The sequence below is a fragment of the Anabaena sphaerica FACHB-251 genome (assembly GCF_014696825.1).
Classification (GTDB): Bacteria; Cyanobacteriota; Cyanobacteriia; order Cyanobacteriales; family Nostocaceae; genus RDYJ01.
The window spans coordinates 83,774-103,137 of record NZ_JACJQU010000003.1 but is presented as its reverse complement, the minus strand read 5'-3'; the positions used below and the strand labels follow the sequence as shown (position 1 = coordinate 103,137).

The 19,364-nt window shown below is 42.2% G+C and carries 12 protein-coding genes; 4 read left to right on the top strand and 8 right to left on the bottom strand.

Annotated elements, in window-relative coordinates; all coding sequences use genetic code 11:
• Nucleotides 1-132 precede the first annotated feature (132 nt).
• Nucleotides 133-1,977, top strand: coding sequence for an ATP-binding cassette domain-containing protein (locus H6G06_RS07620; protein WP_190558691.1), 1,845 nt, complete (start codon nt 133-135; stop codon nt 1,975-1,977).
• Between the two features lie 693 nt (nt 1,978-2,670).
• On the opposite strand, the gene H6G06_RS07615 is transcribed toward H6G06_RS07620, so the two are convergent.
• Nucleotides 2,671-3,435 (bottom strand): glucosamine-6-phosphate deaminase, encoded by a 765-nt coding sequence (locus H6G06_RS07615; protein ID WP_190558690.1) that lies wholly within the window; start codon nt 3,433-3,435, stop codon nt 2,671-2,673.
• Nucleotides 3,436-3,670: 235 nt separating this feature from the next.
• Between H6G06_RS07615 and H6G06_RS07610 the strand changes: the two genes are divergently transcribed.
• Nucleotides 3,671-4,357 carry an HAD family hydrolase gene (locus H6G06_RS07610; RefSeq protein WP_190558689.1) on the top strand — a complete coding sequence of 229 codons (687 nt, stop codon included), beginning with the start codon at nt 3,671-3,673 and terminating at the stop codon, nt 4,355-4,357.
• A 58-nt stretch (nt 4,358-4,415) separates the two neighbouring features.
• Here the strand turns inward: H6G06_RS07610 and H6G06_RS07605 are convergent, their stop codons facing one another.
• The 5 genes from H6G06_RS07605 to H6G06_RS07585 all read right to left on the bottom strand — a co-directional run bounded on the left by H6G06_RS07605 (nt 4,416) and on the right by H6G06_RS07585 (nt 8,693).
• Nucleotides 4,416-4,718, bottom strand: coding sequence for a hypothetical protein (locus H6G06_RS07605; RefSeq protein ID WP_190558687.1), 303 nt, complete (start codon nt 4,716-4,718; stop codon nt 4,416-4,418).
• A 334-nt stretch (nt 4,719-5,052) separates the two neighbouring features.
• On the bottom strand, nt 5,053-5,490 hold the full coding sequence (locus H6G06_RS07600) for an NADAR family protein (protein WP_190558685.1): 438 nt from the start codon (nt 5,488-5,490) through the stop codon (nt 5,053-5,055).
• A gap of 79 nt (nt 5,491-5,569) precedes the next feature.
• The gene (locus H6G06_RS07595; RefSeq protein WP_190558683.1) at nt 5,570-5,890 is read right to left on the bottom strand and encodes a DUF6464 family protein; all 321 of its coding nucleotides are present in this window, start codon (nt 5,888-5,890) and stop codon (nt 5,570-5,572) included.
• Between the two features lie 167 nt (nt 5,891-6,057).
• Entirely contained in the window at nt 6,058-7,413 is a 1,356-nt protein-coding gene (locus tag H6G06_RS07590; RefSeq protein ID WP_190558681.1) for a helix-hairpin-helix domain-containing protein, read from the bottom strand.
• A 527-nt stretch (nt 7,414-7,940) separates the two neighbouring features.
• Nucleotides 7,941-8,693, bottom strand: a complete 753-nt coding sequence (locus H6G06_RS07585; RefSeq protein WP_190558680.1) for a PAP/fibrillin family protein — start codon at nt 8,691-8,693, stop codon at nt 7,941-7,943.
• Nucleotides 8,694-8,827: 134 nt separating this feature from the next.
• Here H6G06_RS07585 and H6G06_RS07580 point away from each other — a divergent pair, with 134 nt between their 5' ends.
• Both H6G06_RS07580 and H6G06_RS07575 read left to right on the top strand, forming a co-directional pair.
• Nucleotides 8,828-10,258 (top strand): aromatic ring-hydroxylating dioxygenase subunit alpha, encoded by a 1,431-nt coding sequence (locus H6G06_RS07580; RefSeq protein ID WP_190558678.1) that lies wholly within the window; start codon nt 8,828-8,830, stop codon nt 10,256-10,258.
• A 192-nt stretch (nt 10,259-10,450) separates the two neighbouring features.
• The gene (locus tag H6G06_RS07575; protein WP_190558676.1) at nt 10,451-17,026 is read left to right on the top strand and encodes a HAMP domain-containing protein; all 6,576 of its coding nucleotides are present in this window, start codon (nt 10,451-10,453) and stop codon (nt 17,024-17,026) included.
• Nucleotides 17,027-17,220: 194 nt separating this feature from the next.
• Here H6G06_RS07575 and H6G06_RS07570 read toward each other — a convergent pair whose 3' ends face one another.
• Both H6G06_RS07570 and H6G06_RS07565 read right to left on the bottom strand, forming a co-directional pair.
• Nucleotides 17,221-18,663, bottom strand: a complete 1,443-nt coding sequence (locus tag H6G06_RS07570; protein ID WP_190558674.1) for a sensor histidine kinase — start codon at nt 18,661-18,663, stop codon at nt 17,221-17,223.
• Nucleotides 18,660-19,037 (bottom strand): response regulator transcription factor, encoded by a 378-nt coding sequence (locus H6G06_RS07565; RefSeq protein ID WP_190558672.1) that lies wholly within the window; start codon nt 19,035-19,037, stop codon nt 18,660-18,662. The genes H6G06_RS07570 and H6G06_RS07565 overlap by 4 nt, the downstream gene beginning before the upstream one ends.
• Nucleotides 19,038-19,364: the final 327 nt, after the last annotated feature.

Below are 19,364 nucleotides of genomic sequence, written 5' to 3'. Positions count from 1 at the left end.
ATCGTAAGGATTCAGCATAGCATTCAGATCCCCGACTTCTGGCAAAAAATCATAATTTACTGATACGATTCAATAAAGCAGTCGGGGATCTTACTCACAAAAAATTCTACAAATTACAAACTCGTAATTATCATGGTGACAAAAAAAAAGCGCAAACATTGGGAATTATTATGGCAACTTATTCGCTACCAACCAAAACTATACATCCTTGATAGTATCTGCTGGATTTTAATTACGGGTTTGCCAGCCCTACCTGGATTAATTATCCGGGAATTTTTCAATCGTTTAACAAACGAGGCACAATTAGGATTATCACCTCTAGCTTTAATTGCATTATTACTAGTCTTGAATTTAGGACATATTGCAGTTATATTTGCGGGGCGAGTTACCAAAACCCAACACCGTTTTTTGATGCGATCATTACTGCGACATAATTTGTTAGACCGCCTATTTAAAAATCCCACAGCACAGCCAATGGTTGTTAATCAAGAGGCGGAAACCACTGTATCTCAGGGGGAAATTATTAGCTATTTTCGTGATGATGCCGAACAAATAGAAGACAACATTGCATGGATATCAGAACTCTCAGGAGAAGCAATATTTGGTATTTTTTGTATAGGGTTTTTATTGAGTATAAACGTGCAGATGACGCTGTTTGTGTTTCTGCCCTTAGTAGCAATGGTAGCAATTATTCAACGAGCCGAAACTCGGATTAAAAAGTATAGAAAAGCCAGCCGCCAAGCTACCGAAAAAGTCACAGGAATTTTAGGGGAAATATTTGGTTCAGTGCAAGCGATTAAAGTAGCTGGCGCAGAAAAAAATGTGCTGGATTATTTTCGCACTTTAAATGACCAACGCCGCCAGACAATGATTAAGGATAGCCTGTTTAATGCTATTCTCAATTCTTCGTTTCAAAATATGGTGAATCTAGGAACAGGGATAATTTTGCTCCTGGCTTCTCAATTAATGAAGAGTGATGTTAATCAGTTAACAGTAGGGGACTTTGCTTTATTTGTTTATAACCTATCATTTGTGACTAGCTTTTTTACTTCTGTTGGGGGTTTCATGGCATTATCAAAACACACAGAAGTGTCTTTTGATCGGATGGCTAGTTTACTATCTGGTGCATCGGCTTATACATTAGTAGCCCCCAATCAACTTTATCTAAATGACCTGAATGGTAGCCAGAAAGATTTACCAGCAATAGAACAACCTTTGAGGAATGAGAGATATAATCTTCAATCTTTGAGAGTTTCTCATCTAACTTATATTTATCCTGGTACAAACCAAGGAATTACAGATATTAGCTTTGAAATTCAGCGCGGTAGTTTGACTGTAATTACTGGTCAGATTGGTTCTGGAAAAACTACATTACTGCGGCTGTTATTAGGATTATTACCTAAACAAAGTGGGGAAATTTCCTGGAATGGAAATATTGTGGAAAATCCCGCTACTTTCTTTGTTCCCCCACGCAGTGCTTATACTCCTCAAATTCCCCAACTTTTTAGTTATTCCTTGCGGGAAAATATTTTATTAGGATTATCTAAGGATGATTCTGACATCGAAACAGCTTTAAACATGGCTGTATTTGAGCAAGATTTAGCAACTATGAATGAAAGTCTAGAAACTTTAGTTGGTTCTAAAGGTGTGCGGCTTTCTGGTGGACAAATGCAACGAGTAGCAGCCGCCCGGATGTTTGTTCGTCAACCGGAATTAATGGTATTTGATGACCTTTCCAGCGCCTTGGATGTGGAGACAGAATTGGCGTTGTGGTCGCGGATATTTGTGAATACAGAACAGGGAGAAAATCCTTGGACACCAACTTGTCTTGTGGTTTCTCATCGTCCTTCTGTGTTGCGTCGCTCTGACCAGATTATTGTCATGAAAGCAGGTAGAGTAGAAGCGCAAGGGAAGTTTGAAGAAATCTTTAGCCATGATACCACGCTTCCAGGAAGCTATATGTCATCTGTTAGGTGATTGTTATTTCTCTAATGGATAGCTGTAGCGACCTGCAATGCTAATCGCTCAAACCTGCAATCATCACACTTTCAAACCAGGATTAAATGCAACTATAATTGTGCTTCAGCCAGAATTAACTGCAACTGAGCCAGGATTATCTACAACTATAAAAGTCAAAAAAACGAATGTTTTCTTAACTGCTAAACTGGTAAGGCTAATATCAGGAGAATCTAGGGGCTTGAATTATGTCTTATGGGGGAAAACATACCTACTTTAAGGATGAGGTAACGATTTTCCTGTTGATGTGAAATATGAAATATAAGTATTCCAGATCCCCGACTTCTCAAAGAAATTGGGAAGCCATCTATTTTCAATTTTGAATTGGTATTATGGTGCAAGATTTGATTGTTTGTCTCCAAGAAGCAACTTTATACTTTATATGTAAAAAGTCTTGGGTTCCTAAAGAGCCTAATGAATGCTTTGTCAATCTTCCCTGCGGATGTCAGAATCCTGGAAAAGAAATTAAATGTGAAGATTGTCAATATTTGGAGGGTTGTTTGTCTAGTTGGAAGCTGAATCAAGACTATGTTAAACAAGGGAAATCTGTGAAAAGAATGTAGAGACGTTCCCTGGAATATCTCTACAATAACGTCTCTACAAGGTTGATGAAAAACTTCCCAAGGAGAAAAAAAATGTAGCACTTTAAGATACTTAACTAGCAGAATTTACATCTAAAAATAAGCTTGCTTGTGGTTGTTTTCGTAAAATTGAAGCTGGGCAATTTGTAGTAATACACCCGTGTAACATCTCTTTTACTATTTTGGCTTTGCGTGTTTCGGGTGCTAGGCAGATAATTTTTTTAGCTGCACAAATCATGGGAATAGTCACAGTAAAGGCGTATTGAGGAACGGTTTCTAAGTTGGAAAAATATCCTGTTTTGACTTGTTGCTGACGGTTGATTTGATCTAGTTTCACTAATTTGACACTAGCCGCATCTTCAAAATCTGCTACAGCGGGATCATTAAAGGCTAAATGTCCATTTTCTCCTACACCAAGAAGACATAGATCAATCGGTTGAGCTTTTAATAGTTTGGTATAGCGATCGCACTCCGCAACAGGTTCTAAAGCATCCCCTTGTATATAGTGAAATTGCTGTGGAAATACCCGTTTTTCTACACGCTCCCGCAAATAACGCCGGAAACTTGCAGGATGATCAGCATTAATTCCTAAATATTCATCAAGGTGAAATAAGGTTATCCTTGACCAATCTATCTCACCTAAAGCAATTAAAGCATCAAGAAATTTAAGTTGTGAATTTCCTGTGGCTAATAACAAAGCAATTGTATCCTGTGCTTGGAGCAGGTTATATAAATACTTCTGTGCAATTTCGGCAACATCCTGCGCCATTTCTGTTTCAGAGTTGTAAATCTGCACTAGGAGATCATCGACATGAAAAGATGTTGTAGCAGCTGGCATTTTTTTACAGTTATTTGTCAGTAAATGAAGTACACATCTTAATATTATAAATCTTGTGGGGTGGGCATCTTGCCCGCCCTTGTTTACCTCACTCAGATAAAATATGCTGTAAATAAAAGGTAATGGGTAAAAACCTTTTCCCAGCCCCCAGTCCCTGTTCCCTGTGATCTAATTGATAATTTACGTTAAACTAAGTAAATTAACTTAACAGTTTTTTACAACTTAGCAAAAAATCATGCTGACAGCAATTCTCTTTGATCTAGATGGCACTATTGTAAATACTGACCCCATACACTACCAAGCTTGGAGAGAAATGCTGTTAAGTTGCAGCATAGAAATTGATGAAACTTTCTACAAATCCCGGATTAGTGGGAGACTAAACCCAGAAATTGTTAAAGATATTCTACCGCATTTATCATTAGCAGCAGGTCAAAAATTTGCCGATGAGAAAGAAGCCCTTTTCCGTCAACGTGCTTCACATTTGCGACCCCTGGACGGTTTTTCTGAACTGTTAGCATGGACTCAAACACATCAAATACAACGCGCATTAGTTACTAATGCCCCCAGGTTAAATGCAGAATTTATGCTGGAAGTTCTAGGAATTAAAGAAGTTTTCCATACCATTGTTTTAGCAGATGACTGTCTAGCAGGTAAACCCGATCCTGAACCCTACAAAGTTGCTCTTAATAAGTTAGGAATTACAGCAGAACAAGCTATTGCTTTAGAAGATTCTCCTTCTGGTATTCGTGCTGCTGTTGCTGCTGATATCTGTACTATTGGGATTGCCTCTACCCATGATCCCCAAGTCTTAGAAGAGGTTGGTACATTCATGGCCATTCCTGATTTTACTGATTTACGTTTATGGACTTTGCTAAATTCCTTTATAGAAGCAAATGTGGGTGAGTTATCATCTACTATTTGATGACTTGTTAATCATCCTTCTGATGGGTAATATACTTAGCTGATTACCCATTTTCTCATTATTTATTAATAGGAGTTTTGCTTTGCCATATTTGTTCAAATTCTACCTGAGAAATTTCAAATTCTTCGATATTCTTATCATCTAATTTTTTATCGCATAGCATCCCATGATTATCTGCTAAATGGCTCTTATCATAAAATAATACGTTGCCATTTTCATAAACTTCGATTTGTCTATGGGCATATAAATTACTATCGATTTCCATAAAGTAGGTACTGCAACCCCAGGCATCATATTCACCCCCAAGAGATACATCCCAAGACCATTTGTAATATTTCTTTGTTTTTTGTAACGTAAGCATATCGCGCTCCTATTTGATTTGTCATGGCTTCGAGGCAGGTAACTGGCAACAGGTAATAGATTTACTCAGATAAAATTTATGACTGCCATAGTAATTTAACTCCTAATCTACGGATAGTTACTTTAAATTTTATGAATTACGAGGACAACCTCTACAATACCTATTTTACCCATTAGACCTCTCCGGAAATATGGTAGAGACGTTCCGGCGGAACGTCTCTACAAGGGTTTCAAAGCACGCACATTTAATTACCGGAGATGTCTATTAGCTAGGATAAAAATTGATCATAATAATATTATACTTGAAATTAAGCAATTTTTTTGAGTCTGAGTATTTAGTTAAGTCGGATTATTTCCCGTACTTCCATTAAAATTTTGCCCAGCATATTTTTACCACTACCATCATATCCACAACCCCAATAATAATCTATTGGTGAATTTTCTACTATTTCCTCATTTCCTGTAGACAACAAAATTTCCTTAATATCTACATGGGTAGAGAATTTACATAGCACTGCTTTTCTCATAATATCATCTTTAACTTGTTCCCAATCTGAACGCAGAGGACGAGTTCTTTGTCTACCCATTTTTGCAGCGTCTCTGGGAGTTTTAACAAGTCGAATCGCTTCTAAATGATGTGTACCAATAAATTTTTGTGCTTGAAAGTAATGTTCACTTGTAAACCAGTACAAATCATCTAACATAAATCCATGTGGTGAAAAGTTAGAAAAGCAAGCATATTGATCACGAGTATGATAAAAGTAGATTGTCATGGCGTTTACTCCCCAAAATCATTTTTGTCTTGACATTACTAATTGAACAGATTTTTTTGATCTATTTGTTTGGACATTTTTAAATTTGCTTTTCGCTAGTAGCTAAGTCTCTTTGTTCATAGTGACGGCAGTCCTGACAAGGGCCGCTGGGATTGACAGCACAACGGACGTAACCAGATCGAGCATTAAATTTACAACTAATATCACCTACCAAATAACCTACACCTTCTAGATAATAGCGATCGCCCTCAACAGGTCTAATATATTGTTGGATCTGGGAATAGTTGTGAGCTATTTGTCTGCTGCGTGTGCGTGTCCGCTGCTGGGTTTTGCGAATCACCCACAAAGACCATAGAGACGGTAAAAAACCAATGATTATCAACACTATTGTTTTTAACATTTTATATTTACCTCTTTTGTGCGTTATCTCGTTCCCAGTCGCTGACTGGGAATGCCATGACAGAGACAGAGTGTGTGGTTTCACTAAAGGCAGAGCCTTCTAGAATTCATTCCCATACAGAGTATGGGAACGAGAATAACTAACAAATATTCTAACTCCTGACTTAATTACGAATTATCCGTCAGTTGTTTGACATGAGCAGGGAATCGAGCATTTTTTAGAGACTGCACAGCTGAAAAAGAATCTTGTACCCAAAATTGCTTGCCAAAACGCACGAGTTGACGAGAGTTTCCGGCTTGTACAATACCAATTACTGGGACTTTGGCTTTATCTTTATCTCCTGATTGTTCCTTCAAAATTGATCTGAGGCGATGTTGTACATCGATAGTACCAGCTTCCTGTGGATTTAATTCCACTACTACCATCTGGACTTTTTCAACTTGTTCTGCATCTTCAACGATAAATTGAGTTTGATCATCCCGTTTGTCTACTTTTCCCCAAATGATTAATCTAGCATCAACTTGTAATAGTGAACTAACTCTTTCATAATTTTTAGGAAAGACAATTGCTTCTAATGCTGCTGTTAAATCTTCTATTTGCAAAATTGCCATTGGATCACCTTTTTTAGTCACCACTTTTTTGACGTTATTCAGCATCACAACTGCACAAAGCATGGTATTATCTTTCTGTTCTCCTAACTGTGCTAAGTTAATGGGAGCAAGAAGAGATGATGATTGTTTAATATTTTTCAGTGGGTGTGCAGATACATAAAAGCCTAATAATTCTTTTTCCATCCGCAACTTTTCCTGGGGGGGAAAATCTAAAGTTGCTTCAGCTTTGGGAGCAGATTCAAAAGCATTTTTAGCTGGTTGTTGATTATTACTTGTAAGTCCACCACCCATGAAATCAAAGAGATTTCCCTGTCCACTAGCTCTATCTTTAGCGCGGGATTGCGCCCAATCATAGACTAATTCTAAATCTCTAATTAATTGTTGGCGGTTGGGTTCAATTTTGTCAAATGCTCCACATTGAATTAGTGATTCTAAAGTCCGACGGTTAACAGCACGTAAATCAATGCGATCGCAAAAATCACCCAGGGATTTAAATTCTCCTCCCTCTTCTCTCGCTTCTAAAATCCCAGCGATCGCATTTTGTCCCACATTTCGCACCGCCGAAAATCCAAATAAAATTTTGTCTTCTGCTGGGGTAAAATCTAACCCTGAACGATTAATATCTGGTGGATCAATTTCAATCCCCATAGTTGTGCAGTTGTTCAGATATTTCTGCACTTTGTCTGTGTCACCACTGTTAGCTGTTAACAGCGCCGCCATATATTCTAATGGATAATTGGCTTTTAAATATGCCGTTTGATAAGTGACATAACCGTAGGCAGTAGAATGGGATTTATTGAAACAATTAGAGGCAATTAAACCATTTTTAATCGCAAAATTATGGTCTTGTTCAACCCCAAGATCATAAACATTGGCTTGACCTAAGTATTGACGTGAAATTATTTTAACCATATTACTTAACTTTTCAAAATTTGTTTATTTATAGGACTTACGCAAGTGTGACATCAAACATCTCTGGCAGGGTGCGTCAGATGTCACAGATCTGTTTATTGACAGGATTTATGCAGTCTGACGCACCCTACTCATATCCCAGTTGCGTAAGTCCTGATTTACTGATTTTAAGTTAACTTTTATCAGTTCAGTTTGATTAATAGCTCTAAATTAATTAATATGTAAAAAATCTAGGGCTACAGCTATCATATATTAGTACTTAGATAAGTAGGTAGGCGTTGAAAATTGTCGTTATGGCAAGGCAAGAGGCAAGAGACTTTCAGGAATTTTACATTTTGTTACATACCTTGGTTTTTTCGAGCCGACTTATTGAAATTTATAGAACCCATTTGGTATCTTTTACAATGTAGAGAAATCAAACCAAGAGGTGTATACACAGTAGACCCTCTTGCGGGGAAGGGCTAGAGAGGGGACTAAAGGGTGGGGTAAAACGGCTGTGGGACAACGATTTGAGCTTAAGTTGACACTCATGGTCGCTCACAAACTAAAACAGTTCCCTTTTCTCCACGAGTAATCCGCAATTCCTCATCTAGATAAAGGATTTCCAAACGTCCTTTGGGAGAACGATTCATCATAAACGAAATTTCTCCAGTTTGAGGGTTCATAGTTTGCGGAGGAACTAAACCAAACATCAACCTCAAAAAACCAGACATCAAAATATCTTGCCAACTTCTTTTTTCCGGCTTACCTTGCTCACCGAAAACCACCCTCCACTCCTCCATTTTGGTTGGAGATTGCGGTTTTAAAATTCCTCCCGTAAATTGCACTTGCAGCACCGTATCACTTACAGATTGACAAATTCCTTGGTTGCGAACAATCCCAGATATTTGAGGAACAGATTCATCAATAGTCGTAAATTCAACAACAATATCATGAGTTCGCAGTTCTCCATTTCCTAATGGAAACACAGGTTGAAAAACGCGGTCAATCACAACTTTTAGTTTTGTTGGTTGAAACATATTAAAAGCCAGACGACCCAAGGTATAGGCATATCTGCCATCTGCAAGTTTTTCACCTTGAGGAAAATTCGGCGCACTGATCAACAACCATTCACTATCCATTAAACTCCCACTGTGGGCTGGTGCTGTCGTTGGGTTGAGAGATTGGAGATTTTCAATTGCTGCAATTACATTTTTGTCCTTGGTATTGCCACCGCAAGCAGCCAGGGCTTGACGCAAAGCTGCTTTAGCTGCTGCACATTTTCCTGTATCTACTACCATAGTATTAAAATGTTTTAGCTTTAACTGATGCAACTTTAGACAAACGGCTGAGTTTTGAAATCTACCTGCCAGGATGATTAAAAAATTGTTACTTTAGTTGTGGATAAAAAATCAAAATCATTGTTGATTCCACCATGTCCAACAGCATTATCCAGTCAGAGGCATCTCCTCAAGTCCCATCTCCAACCATAACAACAGAAGCACTCCCCGCTGGTGGACTCGACCCAGAACGCTTTGATTGGCAAGAGGTTTGGTATCCTGTCCATTATGTAGAAGATTTAGACAAATCCCAGCCGACTCGCTTCACTTTGCTAGAACGGGATCTTGTTTTGTGGTGGGATAATAAACAGCAGATGTGGCGAGCATTTTTAGACCAATGCCCCCATCGGTTAGCGCCACTATCGGAAGGCAGAATTAACGAAGATGGATTGTTAGAATGTCCTTATCATGGTTGGGCTTTTTCAGGAACGGGAAAATGTTCAATTATTCCCCAGCAGGTTGAAGGAGGAAAAGCGGAAGTTTCTCAACGTGCTTGTGTGGCTTCATTCCCGACCACAGTTCGCCAAGGAATGTTGTTTGTTTATCCTGGTACTGCGGAAAATGCAGCTAAAACCAAGGTTCCCATTGTTGACATTTTAGACGAAGAACCGGACGGCTGGATTTGCCTGAATACTTTTCGAGATATCCCCTATGATGCTTTGACGTTGATGGAAAACGTCCTTGATTCCAGTCACATTCCTTACACCCATCACCGTACCGTCGGCAACCGAGCGAATGTATCTCCTGTGGAATTGGAAGTTGTAGAATCTGGAAAATGGGGATTTAAAGGAGTTTGGGAACAAGGACCCCGCAAAGGTACTTTAGGAAAACAATATACTACTTTTATTGCCCCTGGTTTAATGTGGCATGACTTGACTTCTAAACAGTTTGGTAGGACTTTAACGGTGGTTTATGCCACTCCTATACGCAAGGGAGAATGTCGATTATTTGCGATTTTTCCTTTCAAGTTCTCTTCCAAAATACCAGGACTGTTTTTGCAGTTGACTCCGCGCTGGTATTCACATCTTGGACAAAATAGCGTTTTAGAAGATGACCAAATTTTCTTGCACCATCAAGAACGGTATTTACAAAAAAGTGGTGGTAGTAGCAATTTTACTAAGGCGTTTTATTTGCCAACTAAGGCAGATATGTTTGTCTTTCAGTTGCGTTCTTGGGTGAATCAATATAGTGTTGATCCTTTTTTGGGCAAGACTTTATCACCGCCATTATCGAAGGAAGATTTATTAGACAGATACCACGCCCACACAGAAAAATGTGCTAATTGCCGGACTGCGCTGGCTAATTTGCAACGGTTACGAGTGGGAGTTGCTGCGCTGACTGTGTTGGTTTGGGCGTTGCTTCCCTTGCTGATGTTTATTTATGATCAGAAGGATATTTTCACTATTAGTCTTCTTACATTAGTTGTGATCAGCGGTGCTGGGATTTGGTTTGGTTTGGGTAGGTTAGAACGGCGATTTTACCGAGGACGCTTAGTTCCACCGAGAAATCTGCCTGAGAAAAACTAGAATAATGTTCAATAGTGCTTAATATCAGAGAAATGTTAGATATTTGGGGACTATTATGCACGAAAAATTTGTTCTTAATCCCTTTGGTTGGTCTTGGATACCTGAATAACTCTTTCCCCCCAACTGCTGAAAGTACCCCTTCTTCAGGTACAGAGTGTAGAAAACATCAAAAAATTTCTTAAGGATTAGACTATGGCAACCGAACAATTAACTGAAGATAGCGACAATCTAGATTTAAAACAGCTACTGATAATACTCAATGCTGTTAAAAAAGGTGACTTTTCTGTTCGGCTGCCCATAGACCAAACTGGCATTGCGGGGAAAATAGCCGATACGCTCAACGATATTATTGACCAGAATGAGCGCATAGCTACAGAGCTACAGCGCATCGGCAATATTGTTGGCAAAGAAGGTAAGATTACCGAACGCGCCTCTTTAGGAAATGTACGCGGTTCTTGGTCAGATTGTGTGACTTCTGTCAATACTCTAATTACAGATTTAGTCCAACCGACTGCCGAAACTACTCGTGTGATCAGGGCTGTAGCCAATGGCGATTTATCCCAAACGATCGCTACAGAAATTGATGGCAGACCCCTCCAGGGAGAGTTTCTCCAAACTGCCAATATCGTCAACACAATGGTAGATCGCCTTGGTTCTTTTGCATCGGAAGTCACGCGGGTAGCGAGGGAAGTGGGAACTGAAGGGAAATTGGGTGTGCAAGCCGAAGTCAAGGGAGTGGCTGGTACGTGGAAAGACTTGACCGATAATGTGAACTTAATGGCAGGTAATCTTACCGGACAGGTGCGAAACATTGCCGAAGTTGCCACTGCGATCGCTAATGGTGATCTTTCCAAAAAAATTACAGTCAATGTTAAAGGTGAAATTCTCGAACTCAAAAACACCGTCAACACGATGGTAGATCAGCTTAACTCCTTTGCATCGGAAGTGACACGGGTGGCTAGGGAAGTGGGAACTGAAGGCAAACTGGGTGTGCAAGCCGAAGTCAAGGGAGTGGCTGGTACGTGGAAGGACTTGACCGACAACGTGAACTTGATGGCAGGTAATCTTACTGCCCAAGTCCGTAATATTGCGGAAGTAACGACAGCAGTAGCTAATGGTGATCTTTCCAAAAAAATCACTGTTGATGTCAAAGGCGAAATTCTGGAGTTGAAAAATACCGTCAACATCATGGTAGATCAACTTAATTCCTTTGCATCGGAAGTGACAAGGGTTGCTAGGGAAGTGGGTGCAGGAGGAAAGTTAGGTGGTCAAGCCGAAGTCCGGGGGGTAGCGGGAACCTGGAAAGACTTGACAGATAGCGTGAATTTCATGGCGGGAAGCTTGACGGCACAAGTGCGAAATATTGCCGAAGTAACGACAGCGGTAGCAAACGGCGACCTTTCCAAAAAAATCACTGTCGATGTTAAAGGTGAAATTCTGGAGTTAAAAAATACCATCAACACAATGGTGGATCAACTTAATTCCTTTGCATCGGAAGTGACAAGAGTTGCTAGGGAAGTGGGAACAGAAGGAAAACTGGGTGTGCAAGCAGAAGTCCGGGGGGTAGCGGGAACCTGGAAAGACTTGACGGACAACGTGAACTTGATGGCAGGTAATCTTACCGGACAGGTGCGAAACATCGCTGAAGTTGCCACAGCGATCGCTAATGGCGACCTTTCCAAAAAAATCACCGTTGATGTTAAAGGCGAAATTTTCGAGTTGAAAAATACCATTAATATCATGGTGGATCAACTCAGTTCCTTTGCATCGGAAGTAACGCGGGTGGCGCGGGAAGTGGGAAGTGAAGGTAAATTAGGCGTACAAGCTGATGTTAAAGGCGTTGCTGGGACTTGGAAAGATTTGACCGACAGCGTGAATTTCATGGCGGGAAGCTTAACGGCACAAGTGCGGAATATTGCCGAAGTGACGACAGCTGTGGCAACTGGCGACCTTTCCAAGAAAATTACTGTTGATGTCAAAGGCGAAATTCTGGAACTCAAAAACACCATCAACACAATGGTGGATCAACTTAATTCCTTTGCATCGGAAGTAACGCGGGTTGCTAGGGAAGTAGGAAGTGAAGGAAAGCTGGGTGTACAAGCCGATGTCAAGGGTGTGGCGGGTACTTGGAAAGACTTGACCGACAGCGTGAATTTCATGGCGGGAAGCTTAACGGCACAAGTGCGAAATATTGCCGAAGTGACGACAGCTGTGGCAACTGGCGACCTTTCCAAGAAAATCACCGTCGATGTCAAAGGCGAAATTCTGGAACTCAAAAACACCATCAACACAATGGTGGATCAACTTAATTCCTTTGCATCGGAAGTGACAAGGGTGGCGAGGGAAGTGGGAACCGAAGGAAAATTGGGTGTGCAAGCAGATGTCCAAGGGGTAGCAGGTACTTGGAAGGACTTGACCGATAACGTGAACTTGATGGCGGGTAATCTTACCGGACAGGTGCGAAACATTGCCGAAGTTGCCACTGCGATCGCTAGTGGTGATCTTTCCAAAAAAATCACTGTGGCTGTCAAAGGCGAAATTTTAGAGTTGAAGAATACCATTAATATCATGGTGGATCAACTCAGTTCCTTTGCATCAGAAGTAACGCGGGTTGCTAGGGAAGTGGGAAGTGAAGGTAAATTAGGCGTGCAAGCTGATGTGAGAGGCGTTGCTGGGACTTGGAAAGACTTGACCGACAGCGTGAATTTCATGGCAGGAAGTTTGACGGCACAAGTACGGAATATTGCCGCAGTCACCACAGCAGTAGCGAATGGCGACCTCTCCAAAAAAATCTCAGTGGACGTGAAAGGCGAAATTTTAGAGTTGAAGAACACCGTCAACACAATGGTGGATCAACTTAATTCCTTTGCATCGGAAGTAACGCGGGTGGCACGGGAAGTAGGAACCGAAGGGAAGCTGGGAGTACAAGCGGAAGTTAAGGGGGTGGCTGGGACTTGGAAAGACTTGACCGACAGCGTGAATTTCATGGCGGGAAGCTTGACGGCACAAGTGCGGAATATTGCAGAGGTAACGACAGCAGTAGCTAACGGCGACCTTTCCAAGAAAATTACCGTAGACGTTAAAGGCGAAATTCTAGAGTTAAAAAATACCATTAACACAATGGTCGATCAACTCAACTCCTTTGCATCGGAAGTAACGCGGGTAGCGCGGGAAGTGGGAACTGAAGGTAAATTGGGTGTGCAAGCTTATGTCAGGGGAGTGGCAGGCACTTGGAAAGATTTGACCGACAATGTGAACTCGATGGCGGGGAATTTGACGGCACAGGTGCGGAATATTGCCGAAGTTACCAAAGCGGTGGCGAATGGCGACCTTTCTAAGAAAATCACCGTAGACGTTAAAGGTGAAATTCTCGACTTGAAAAATACCATCAACACAATGGTGGATCAACTGAGTTCTTTTGCATCAGAAGTCACGAGGGTGGCGAGAGAAGTGGGTACAGAGGGGAAATTGGGCGGTCAAGCACAGGTGCAAGGCGTAGCAGGTACTTGGAAAGATTTGACCGACAATGTGAACTCGATGGCGGGGAACTTGACGGCACAAGTGCGCGGTATTGCTAGAGTTGTGACAGCGGTTGCTAATGGGGACTTGAAGCGGAAATTGATGCTGGATGCCAAGGGAGAAATTGAAACCTTGGCAGAAACAATCAACGAGATGATTGATACCCTAGCAACCTTTGCCAATCAAGTCACCACAGTGGCGCGGGAAGTGGGTATTGAAGGTAAGTTAGGCGGACAAGCTAAAGTACCTGGTGCGGCTGGGACTTGGAAAGATTTGACCGACAACGTGAACGAACTCGCGGCCACCCTGACAACTCAGTTAAGAGCGATCGCTGAAGTGGCAACAGCTGTGACTAAGGGTGATTTAACTCGCTCAATTGCGGTTGAGGCACTAGGGGAAGTAGCAATCCTCAAAGACAACATCAACCAGATGATCGCCAACCTGCGGGAAACAACGCAGAAAAATACAGAACAAGACTGGTTAAAAACGAACTTAGCCAAGTTTACGCGGATGCTGCAAGGTCAGCGAGACTTGGAAACTGTATCGAAACTAATTCTTTCGGAATTAGCACCGCTGGTAGGAGCGCAACAAGGCGTATTCTATTTGATGGACAGTGGGGAAAATTCGGTATATCTCAAACTGCTAAGTAGCTACGCTTATCGCGAACGCAAACATCTGGCTAACCGCTTTCATTTAGGTGAAGGCTTGGTAGGACAATGCGCTTTAGAAAGAGAACGCATTTTGCTTACGGAAGTGCCGAGTGATTATGTGAAAATTTCCTCTGGTTTAGGAGAAGCAGCCCCACTGAATGCTGTAGTGTTACCGGTGCTATTTGAAGGACAGGTGACAGCGGTGATTGAATTAGCCTCTTTCCGCCGCTTTAGCGAAATCCATCTGACATTCTTTGATCAACTCACTGAAAGTATAGCGATTGTTCTCAACACAATTGCCGCTTCAATGCGGACTGAAGAATTGCTCAAGCAATCCCAGTCTTTGGCGGAAGAACTGCAAACCCAGCAAAGCGAACTGAGAGAAACCAACAAGCGTTTAGAACAACAAGCTCAATCACTGAAAACATCCGAGGATTTACTCAAAGGTCAGCAAGACAAGTTACAACAAACCAACGCCGAATTAGAAGAAAAGGCGGATATGTTAGCTCTGCAAAAGAAAGAAGTCGAGCGCAAAAATCAAGAAATTGAACACGCTAGACGGTCTTTAGAAGAGAAGGCTGAACAACTAGCTCTCTCCTCAAAATACAAGTCTGAATTTCTCGCTAATATGTCCCATGAACTACGGACACCGCTGAACAGCTTATTGATTTTGGCTAGGCTGTTGGCAGATAACGTTGAGGGCAATCTTACCGCCAAGCAAGTCGAATATAGCTGCACAATTTACTCAGCAGGTACTGACCTTTTGGCGCTGATCAATGACATTCTCGATCTGGCGAAAATTGAATCGGGAACTATGTCAATTAACATGACCCAAATGTTGTTGACAGAGTTGGGCGACCATATTGAACGCACCTTTAGGCAAATAGCTCAGGATAAAGGCATCTCCTTCTCAATTGAATTGGCTTCGGAATTACCAAGAACCATCTATACCGATGCCAAACGTTTACAACAAGTGCTGAAAAATCTACTCTCCAATGCTTTTAAATTTACAGAGCATGGAGAAGTCAGTTTGCGGATTGAGGTGGCAAAGCAGGGGTGGAGCCTCAATCAGGAAACTTTAAATCGCTCCCAAATTGTGATCGCCTTTTCAGTAACCGATACGGGTATTGGCATTGCCCCAGATAAACAAAAGGTGATTTTTGAGGCGTTCCAGCAAGCGGATGGCACTACCAGTCGTAAATACGGCGGTACGGGACTAGGCTTGTCGATTAGCCGGGAAATTGCCCGTCTCTTTGGTGGAGAAATTAAACTTGTTAGTCGCCCCGATCAAGGTAGCACTTTTACCTTCTATTTGCCGCAATTCAGTTCGGCGGTAGGAGTGATTTCTGAGCCTAAATCGCCACTCCTGAGTGCTTATTCTCCCTCACCAATTCTGAATGACGATCGCACTAATCTTGAAGAAGACGACTATGTGCTACTAGTTGTCGAGGATGATATTCACTTTGCGCGCATCTTGCTAGATATAGCGCGGCAGCAAGGATTTAAAGTTATAGCCGCCCAAAACGGTAGCGTTGGCTTAAGCCTAGCACAGCAATTCCAGCCTTCAGCCATTTTGTTGGATGTGCGGTTGTCAGAGATGGATGGATGGACGGTGTTGGATCGCCTGAAACATGATCCAAACACGCGTCATATTCCTGTACATATCATGACAGTTGAAGAAGGGCGACAACGGAGTTTGCAATTAGGAGCGATCGCATATGTGCAGAAACCCGTAACTAGAGAAACAGTATCTGAGGCATTGAATAAAATTAAAGGTTTTGTTCAGCGCCGGGTGAAAGATTTGCTGGTAGTTGAAGACGACGATAATCAGCGCCGCAGCATTATCGAGCTAATTGGCAGCAACGATGTGACGATCACGGCTGTTGACACTGGTGCTGCCGCTCTAGCAGCTGTTCGTTCTCAGCTTTTTGATTGTCTTGTCCTCGATTTAGGACTACCGGATATGACCGGTTTTGAACTGATCGAGCAGCTTAAGCAACACCCTAATGGTGAAGCTTTACCAATTATTGTCTATACCAGTACAGAAATTTCCCTAGCCCAAGAAACTGAACTTAAGCGGATAGCCGAGACAATCATTGTCAAAGATGTGCGAACTCCTGAACGTCTCCTGGATGAAACAGCATTAGTCTTGCACCGCATTCAGGCAGATTTACCTGAACCGAAGCGTCAACTGCTGGAACAATTGCATTCAACAGACGGCTCCCTCACGAGCAAGAAGGTGTTGATTGTAGACGATGATATTCGTAATATCTTCGCTCTAACTAGTATGTTGGAACGCTATCAAATGCAGGTTTTATACGCCGAGAATGGCAGTGAAGGTATGAGAATATTAGAGGATACACAAGATGTTGATGTTGTTTTGATGGATGTGATGATGCCAGAAATGGATGGTTATGAAACAACACGCCTGATCCGCCAAAAGGACAGATTTAAATCGTTGCCGATCATTGCACTTACTGCTAAAGCCATGCAAGGCGATCGCGACAAATGTATTGAAGCAGGCGCATCAGATTACATCACCAAACCCGTAGATATTGAACAGTTACTTTCACTCTTGCGTGTTTGGCTATATCGGTGAACTAGAGTTGGCTAAGAAAGTCTCGTGGAGACAGGCAAGAGGCAAAAGGCAAAAGGCAAGAGGAAGACATATTTCTCCCTGCTCCCTGCTCCCCTGCTCCCCTGCTCCCTGCTCCCCTGCTCCCCTGCTCCCCTGCTCCCTGCTCCCCTGCTCCCTTCGACTTCGCTCAGGGCAAGCCTGCCCCCCTGCGGCCTTCATGATCGGTCTTTAATCGGACTCGATATGCTGAGTAAGCAAATCGTAAAAGTTGCCCCCTGATTGAGTGTGCTTTCGGCTGTGATGGTGCCATGATGAGCTTCTACAATCTGCTTGGCGATCGCTAATCCCAGACCGTTGCCATTACCTTGACGAGAGGGATTAGTCGTGTAAAACTGCTCAAAAATCCGGGGTAAATCATTCTCACTGATACCTGTCCCCTGGTCTTGAATTTTCACAACTGCTAGTTTGCCCTCGTTGTACCCAGAAATAAAGACCTGGGAATTTGCCACTGAGTGTTTTATAGCATTGTCGAGTACATTTAAAATCGCTTGTAATAGCCGCTCCGGATCGCCCATTACCATCAGGTCCACTACATTTACTCGCGCCGATATACTTAGGGTTTGCATTCGCGGTTCCATTGTCCCAACAGCACGGTTAATCAGATTACGCAGTGAGATAGGTTGTTGTTCCATATGAGAAACACCCGCTTCCAAACGTCCTAGATCCAGTAGATCATGAATCAGTCGTGATAAGCGTTTGATCTCATTCTCGATAGTTTGGAAAAAGCGATCGCGCAATTGGGGTTCTTCGTATGCTCCATTTCTCAGTGCGTCTACTGTTACCTGAACATTGCTGATGGGTGTGCGAAGTTCGTGAGATACATTTGCCAGAAAAACCCGACGCTCTTGATCTAGCGAAGCCAACCGTTCACTCATCCGGTTTAACTCTGCCGCTAATTGATCCAACTCATTCTTTTCATGGATATCAAGCTTATCGCCAAAATGACCGCTGCCCAAACGAATCGCAAAGTTACGCATGGTTTCAATCGGTTTGGAGAGACTGCGAGCAAAACGAGTGCTGATCAGCGCACATAGCAAGATTGTCAGCGATAGTGTCCCCAAAACGCTCCAAATCACTTTAATAAACTGCTCCTGAACCCGTTTGAGAGTGATAGACATTCGCACTATGCCCAGCAGTTTACCGTTACGCACAATTGGTCTAGCTACGTATAGGCGATCTTCTGTTGATAAAACTCCTTTAGTCACACCTTGTTGTGAACGATTTTGCAGAGCTTCCAATACACCAGGAACCTTGTACCAGTCTGTTACCTTTTTATCTAACTGGGGATCAGAAGTAGCTAGTAGATGACCTTGTTGATCAAAAATGCGAAGCGTCACATTTTGTGGCGCACCAAACCTCTGTACCAGCAATTTTACTCCCTGAAGATTGTTTTCGACTAAAGCATCTCCTGCGCTCTCGCTCAAGGCAATTGTCCAGTTATCCAAATCTGCTTCTCGTGTTCGCGTCAAGTAGATATGGAATGACCACAGGATGTAGCCTGCCATCAAAGAAGTTCCCAAGGTTATTAGTAGTAGGTATGTGGCTAACAGCTTGGCATGAATGGTATTTAATTTTCTGTGAGGAAACCAGTCTTTCATTGAGGTTCATTCCCGGAACGACGGCGCAACACGGCTTTTATTCGTGCCAGCAGTTCACGGGTATTGAATGGCTTGGTGACATAATCATCTGCACCTGCCTCCAAACCCCAAATTTTATCAATATCCTGGTCTTTAGCTGTGAGCATCACAATAGGAACATCTGAAAATGCCCGAATTCGCCAGCATAGTTCCATCCCGTCAACCTCCGGTAGCATCAGGTCGAGCAAAATCACATCTGGTACTTGCTTGTGAAACTGTTTCATGGCACTATGCCCGTCTGCTGCCGTTGTTACGGTGTAGCCTTCTTTTTGCAGAGTGTAGGTAAGGCTTTCGCGTAGGGGTGCTTCGTCATCTACTAGTAAGATATGGGGCATTTTACATCTCTACTGTCTTCTTATTACAGACTGTCAAGGCATTCTGTCCCTGACATCCTCCCCAGGCAATAAATTTGACAAACTGGAGAAACAATGGAAAGTATAACAGGTGACAGGTGACAGGTGACAGTGTTAAAAGCCTCTCATTGTCTAAGTTTGAGTTTTGGTTGATGTCCTAATCGCCTTGTCTACGGCTATAAAACACAGGAGCCAGAATCCAAAACACAATTGTGGGGGTTTTAGTTTGCCATTAATATGGCATAGGGCCACAGCGCAGGCAAAATTCTTGTTCAATTATCGATTTTCAATGCCGTGTCCCGACGACCT

What these genes read in the sequence shown, in the direction of transcription:
- H6G06_RS07620 (WP_190558691.1), top strand. Translation starts at nt 133, where the DNA reads ATGGTGACAAAAAAAAAGCGCAAACATTGGGAATTATTATGGCAACTT.
- H6G06_RS07615 (WP_190558690.1), bottom strand. Translation starts at nt 3,435, where the DNA reads ATGCCAGCTGCTACAACATCTTTTCATGTCGATGATCTCCTAGTGCAG.
- H6G06_RS07610 (WP_190558689.1), top strand. Translation starts at nt 3,671, where the DNA reads ATGCTGACAGCAATTCTCTTTGATCTAGATGGCACTATTGTAAATACT.
- H6G06_RS07605 (WP_190558687.1), bottom strand. Translation starts at nt 4,718, where the DNA reads ATGCTTACGTTACAAAAAACAAAGAAATATTACAAATGGTCTTGGGAT.
- H6G06_RS07600 (WP_190558685.1), bottom strand. Translation starts at nt 5,490, where the DNA reads ATGACAATCTACTTTTATCATACTCGTGATCAATATGCTTGCTTTTCT.
- H6G06_RS07595 (WP_190558683.1), bottom strand. Translation starts at nt 5,890, where the DNA reads ATGTTAAAAACAATAGTGTTGATAATCATTGGTTTTTTACCGTCTCTA.
- H6G06_RS07590 (WP_190558681.1), bottom strand. Translation starts at nt 7,413, where the DNA reads ATGGTTAAAATAATTTCACGTCAATACTTAGGTCAAGCCAATGTTTAT.
- H6G06_RS07585 (WP_190558680.1), bottom strand. Translation starts at nt 8,693, where the DNA reads ATGGTAGTAGATACAGGAAAATGTGCAGCAGCTAAAGCAGCTTTGCGT.
- H6G06_RS07580 (WP_190558678.1), top strand. Translation starts at nt 8,828, where the DNA reads ATGTCCAACAGCATTATCCAGTCAGAGGCATCTCCTCAAGTCCCATCT.
- H6G06_RS07575 (WP_190558676.1), top strand. Translation starts at nt 10,451, where the DNA reads ATGGCAACCGAACAATTAACTGAAGATAGCGACAATCTAGATTTAAAA.
- H6G06_RS07570 (WP_190558674.1), bottom strand. Translation starts at nt 18,663, where the DNA reads ATGAAAGACTGGTTTCCTCACAGAAAATTAAATACCATTCATGCCAAG.
- H6G06_RS07565 (WP_190558672.1), bottom strand. Translation starts at nt 19,037, where the DNA reads ATGCCCCATATCTTACTAGTAGATGACGAAGCACCCCTACGCGAAAGC.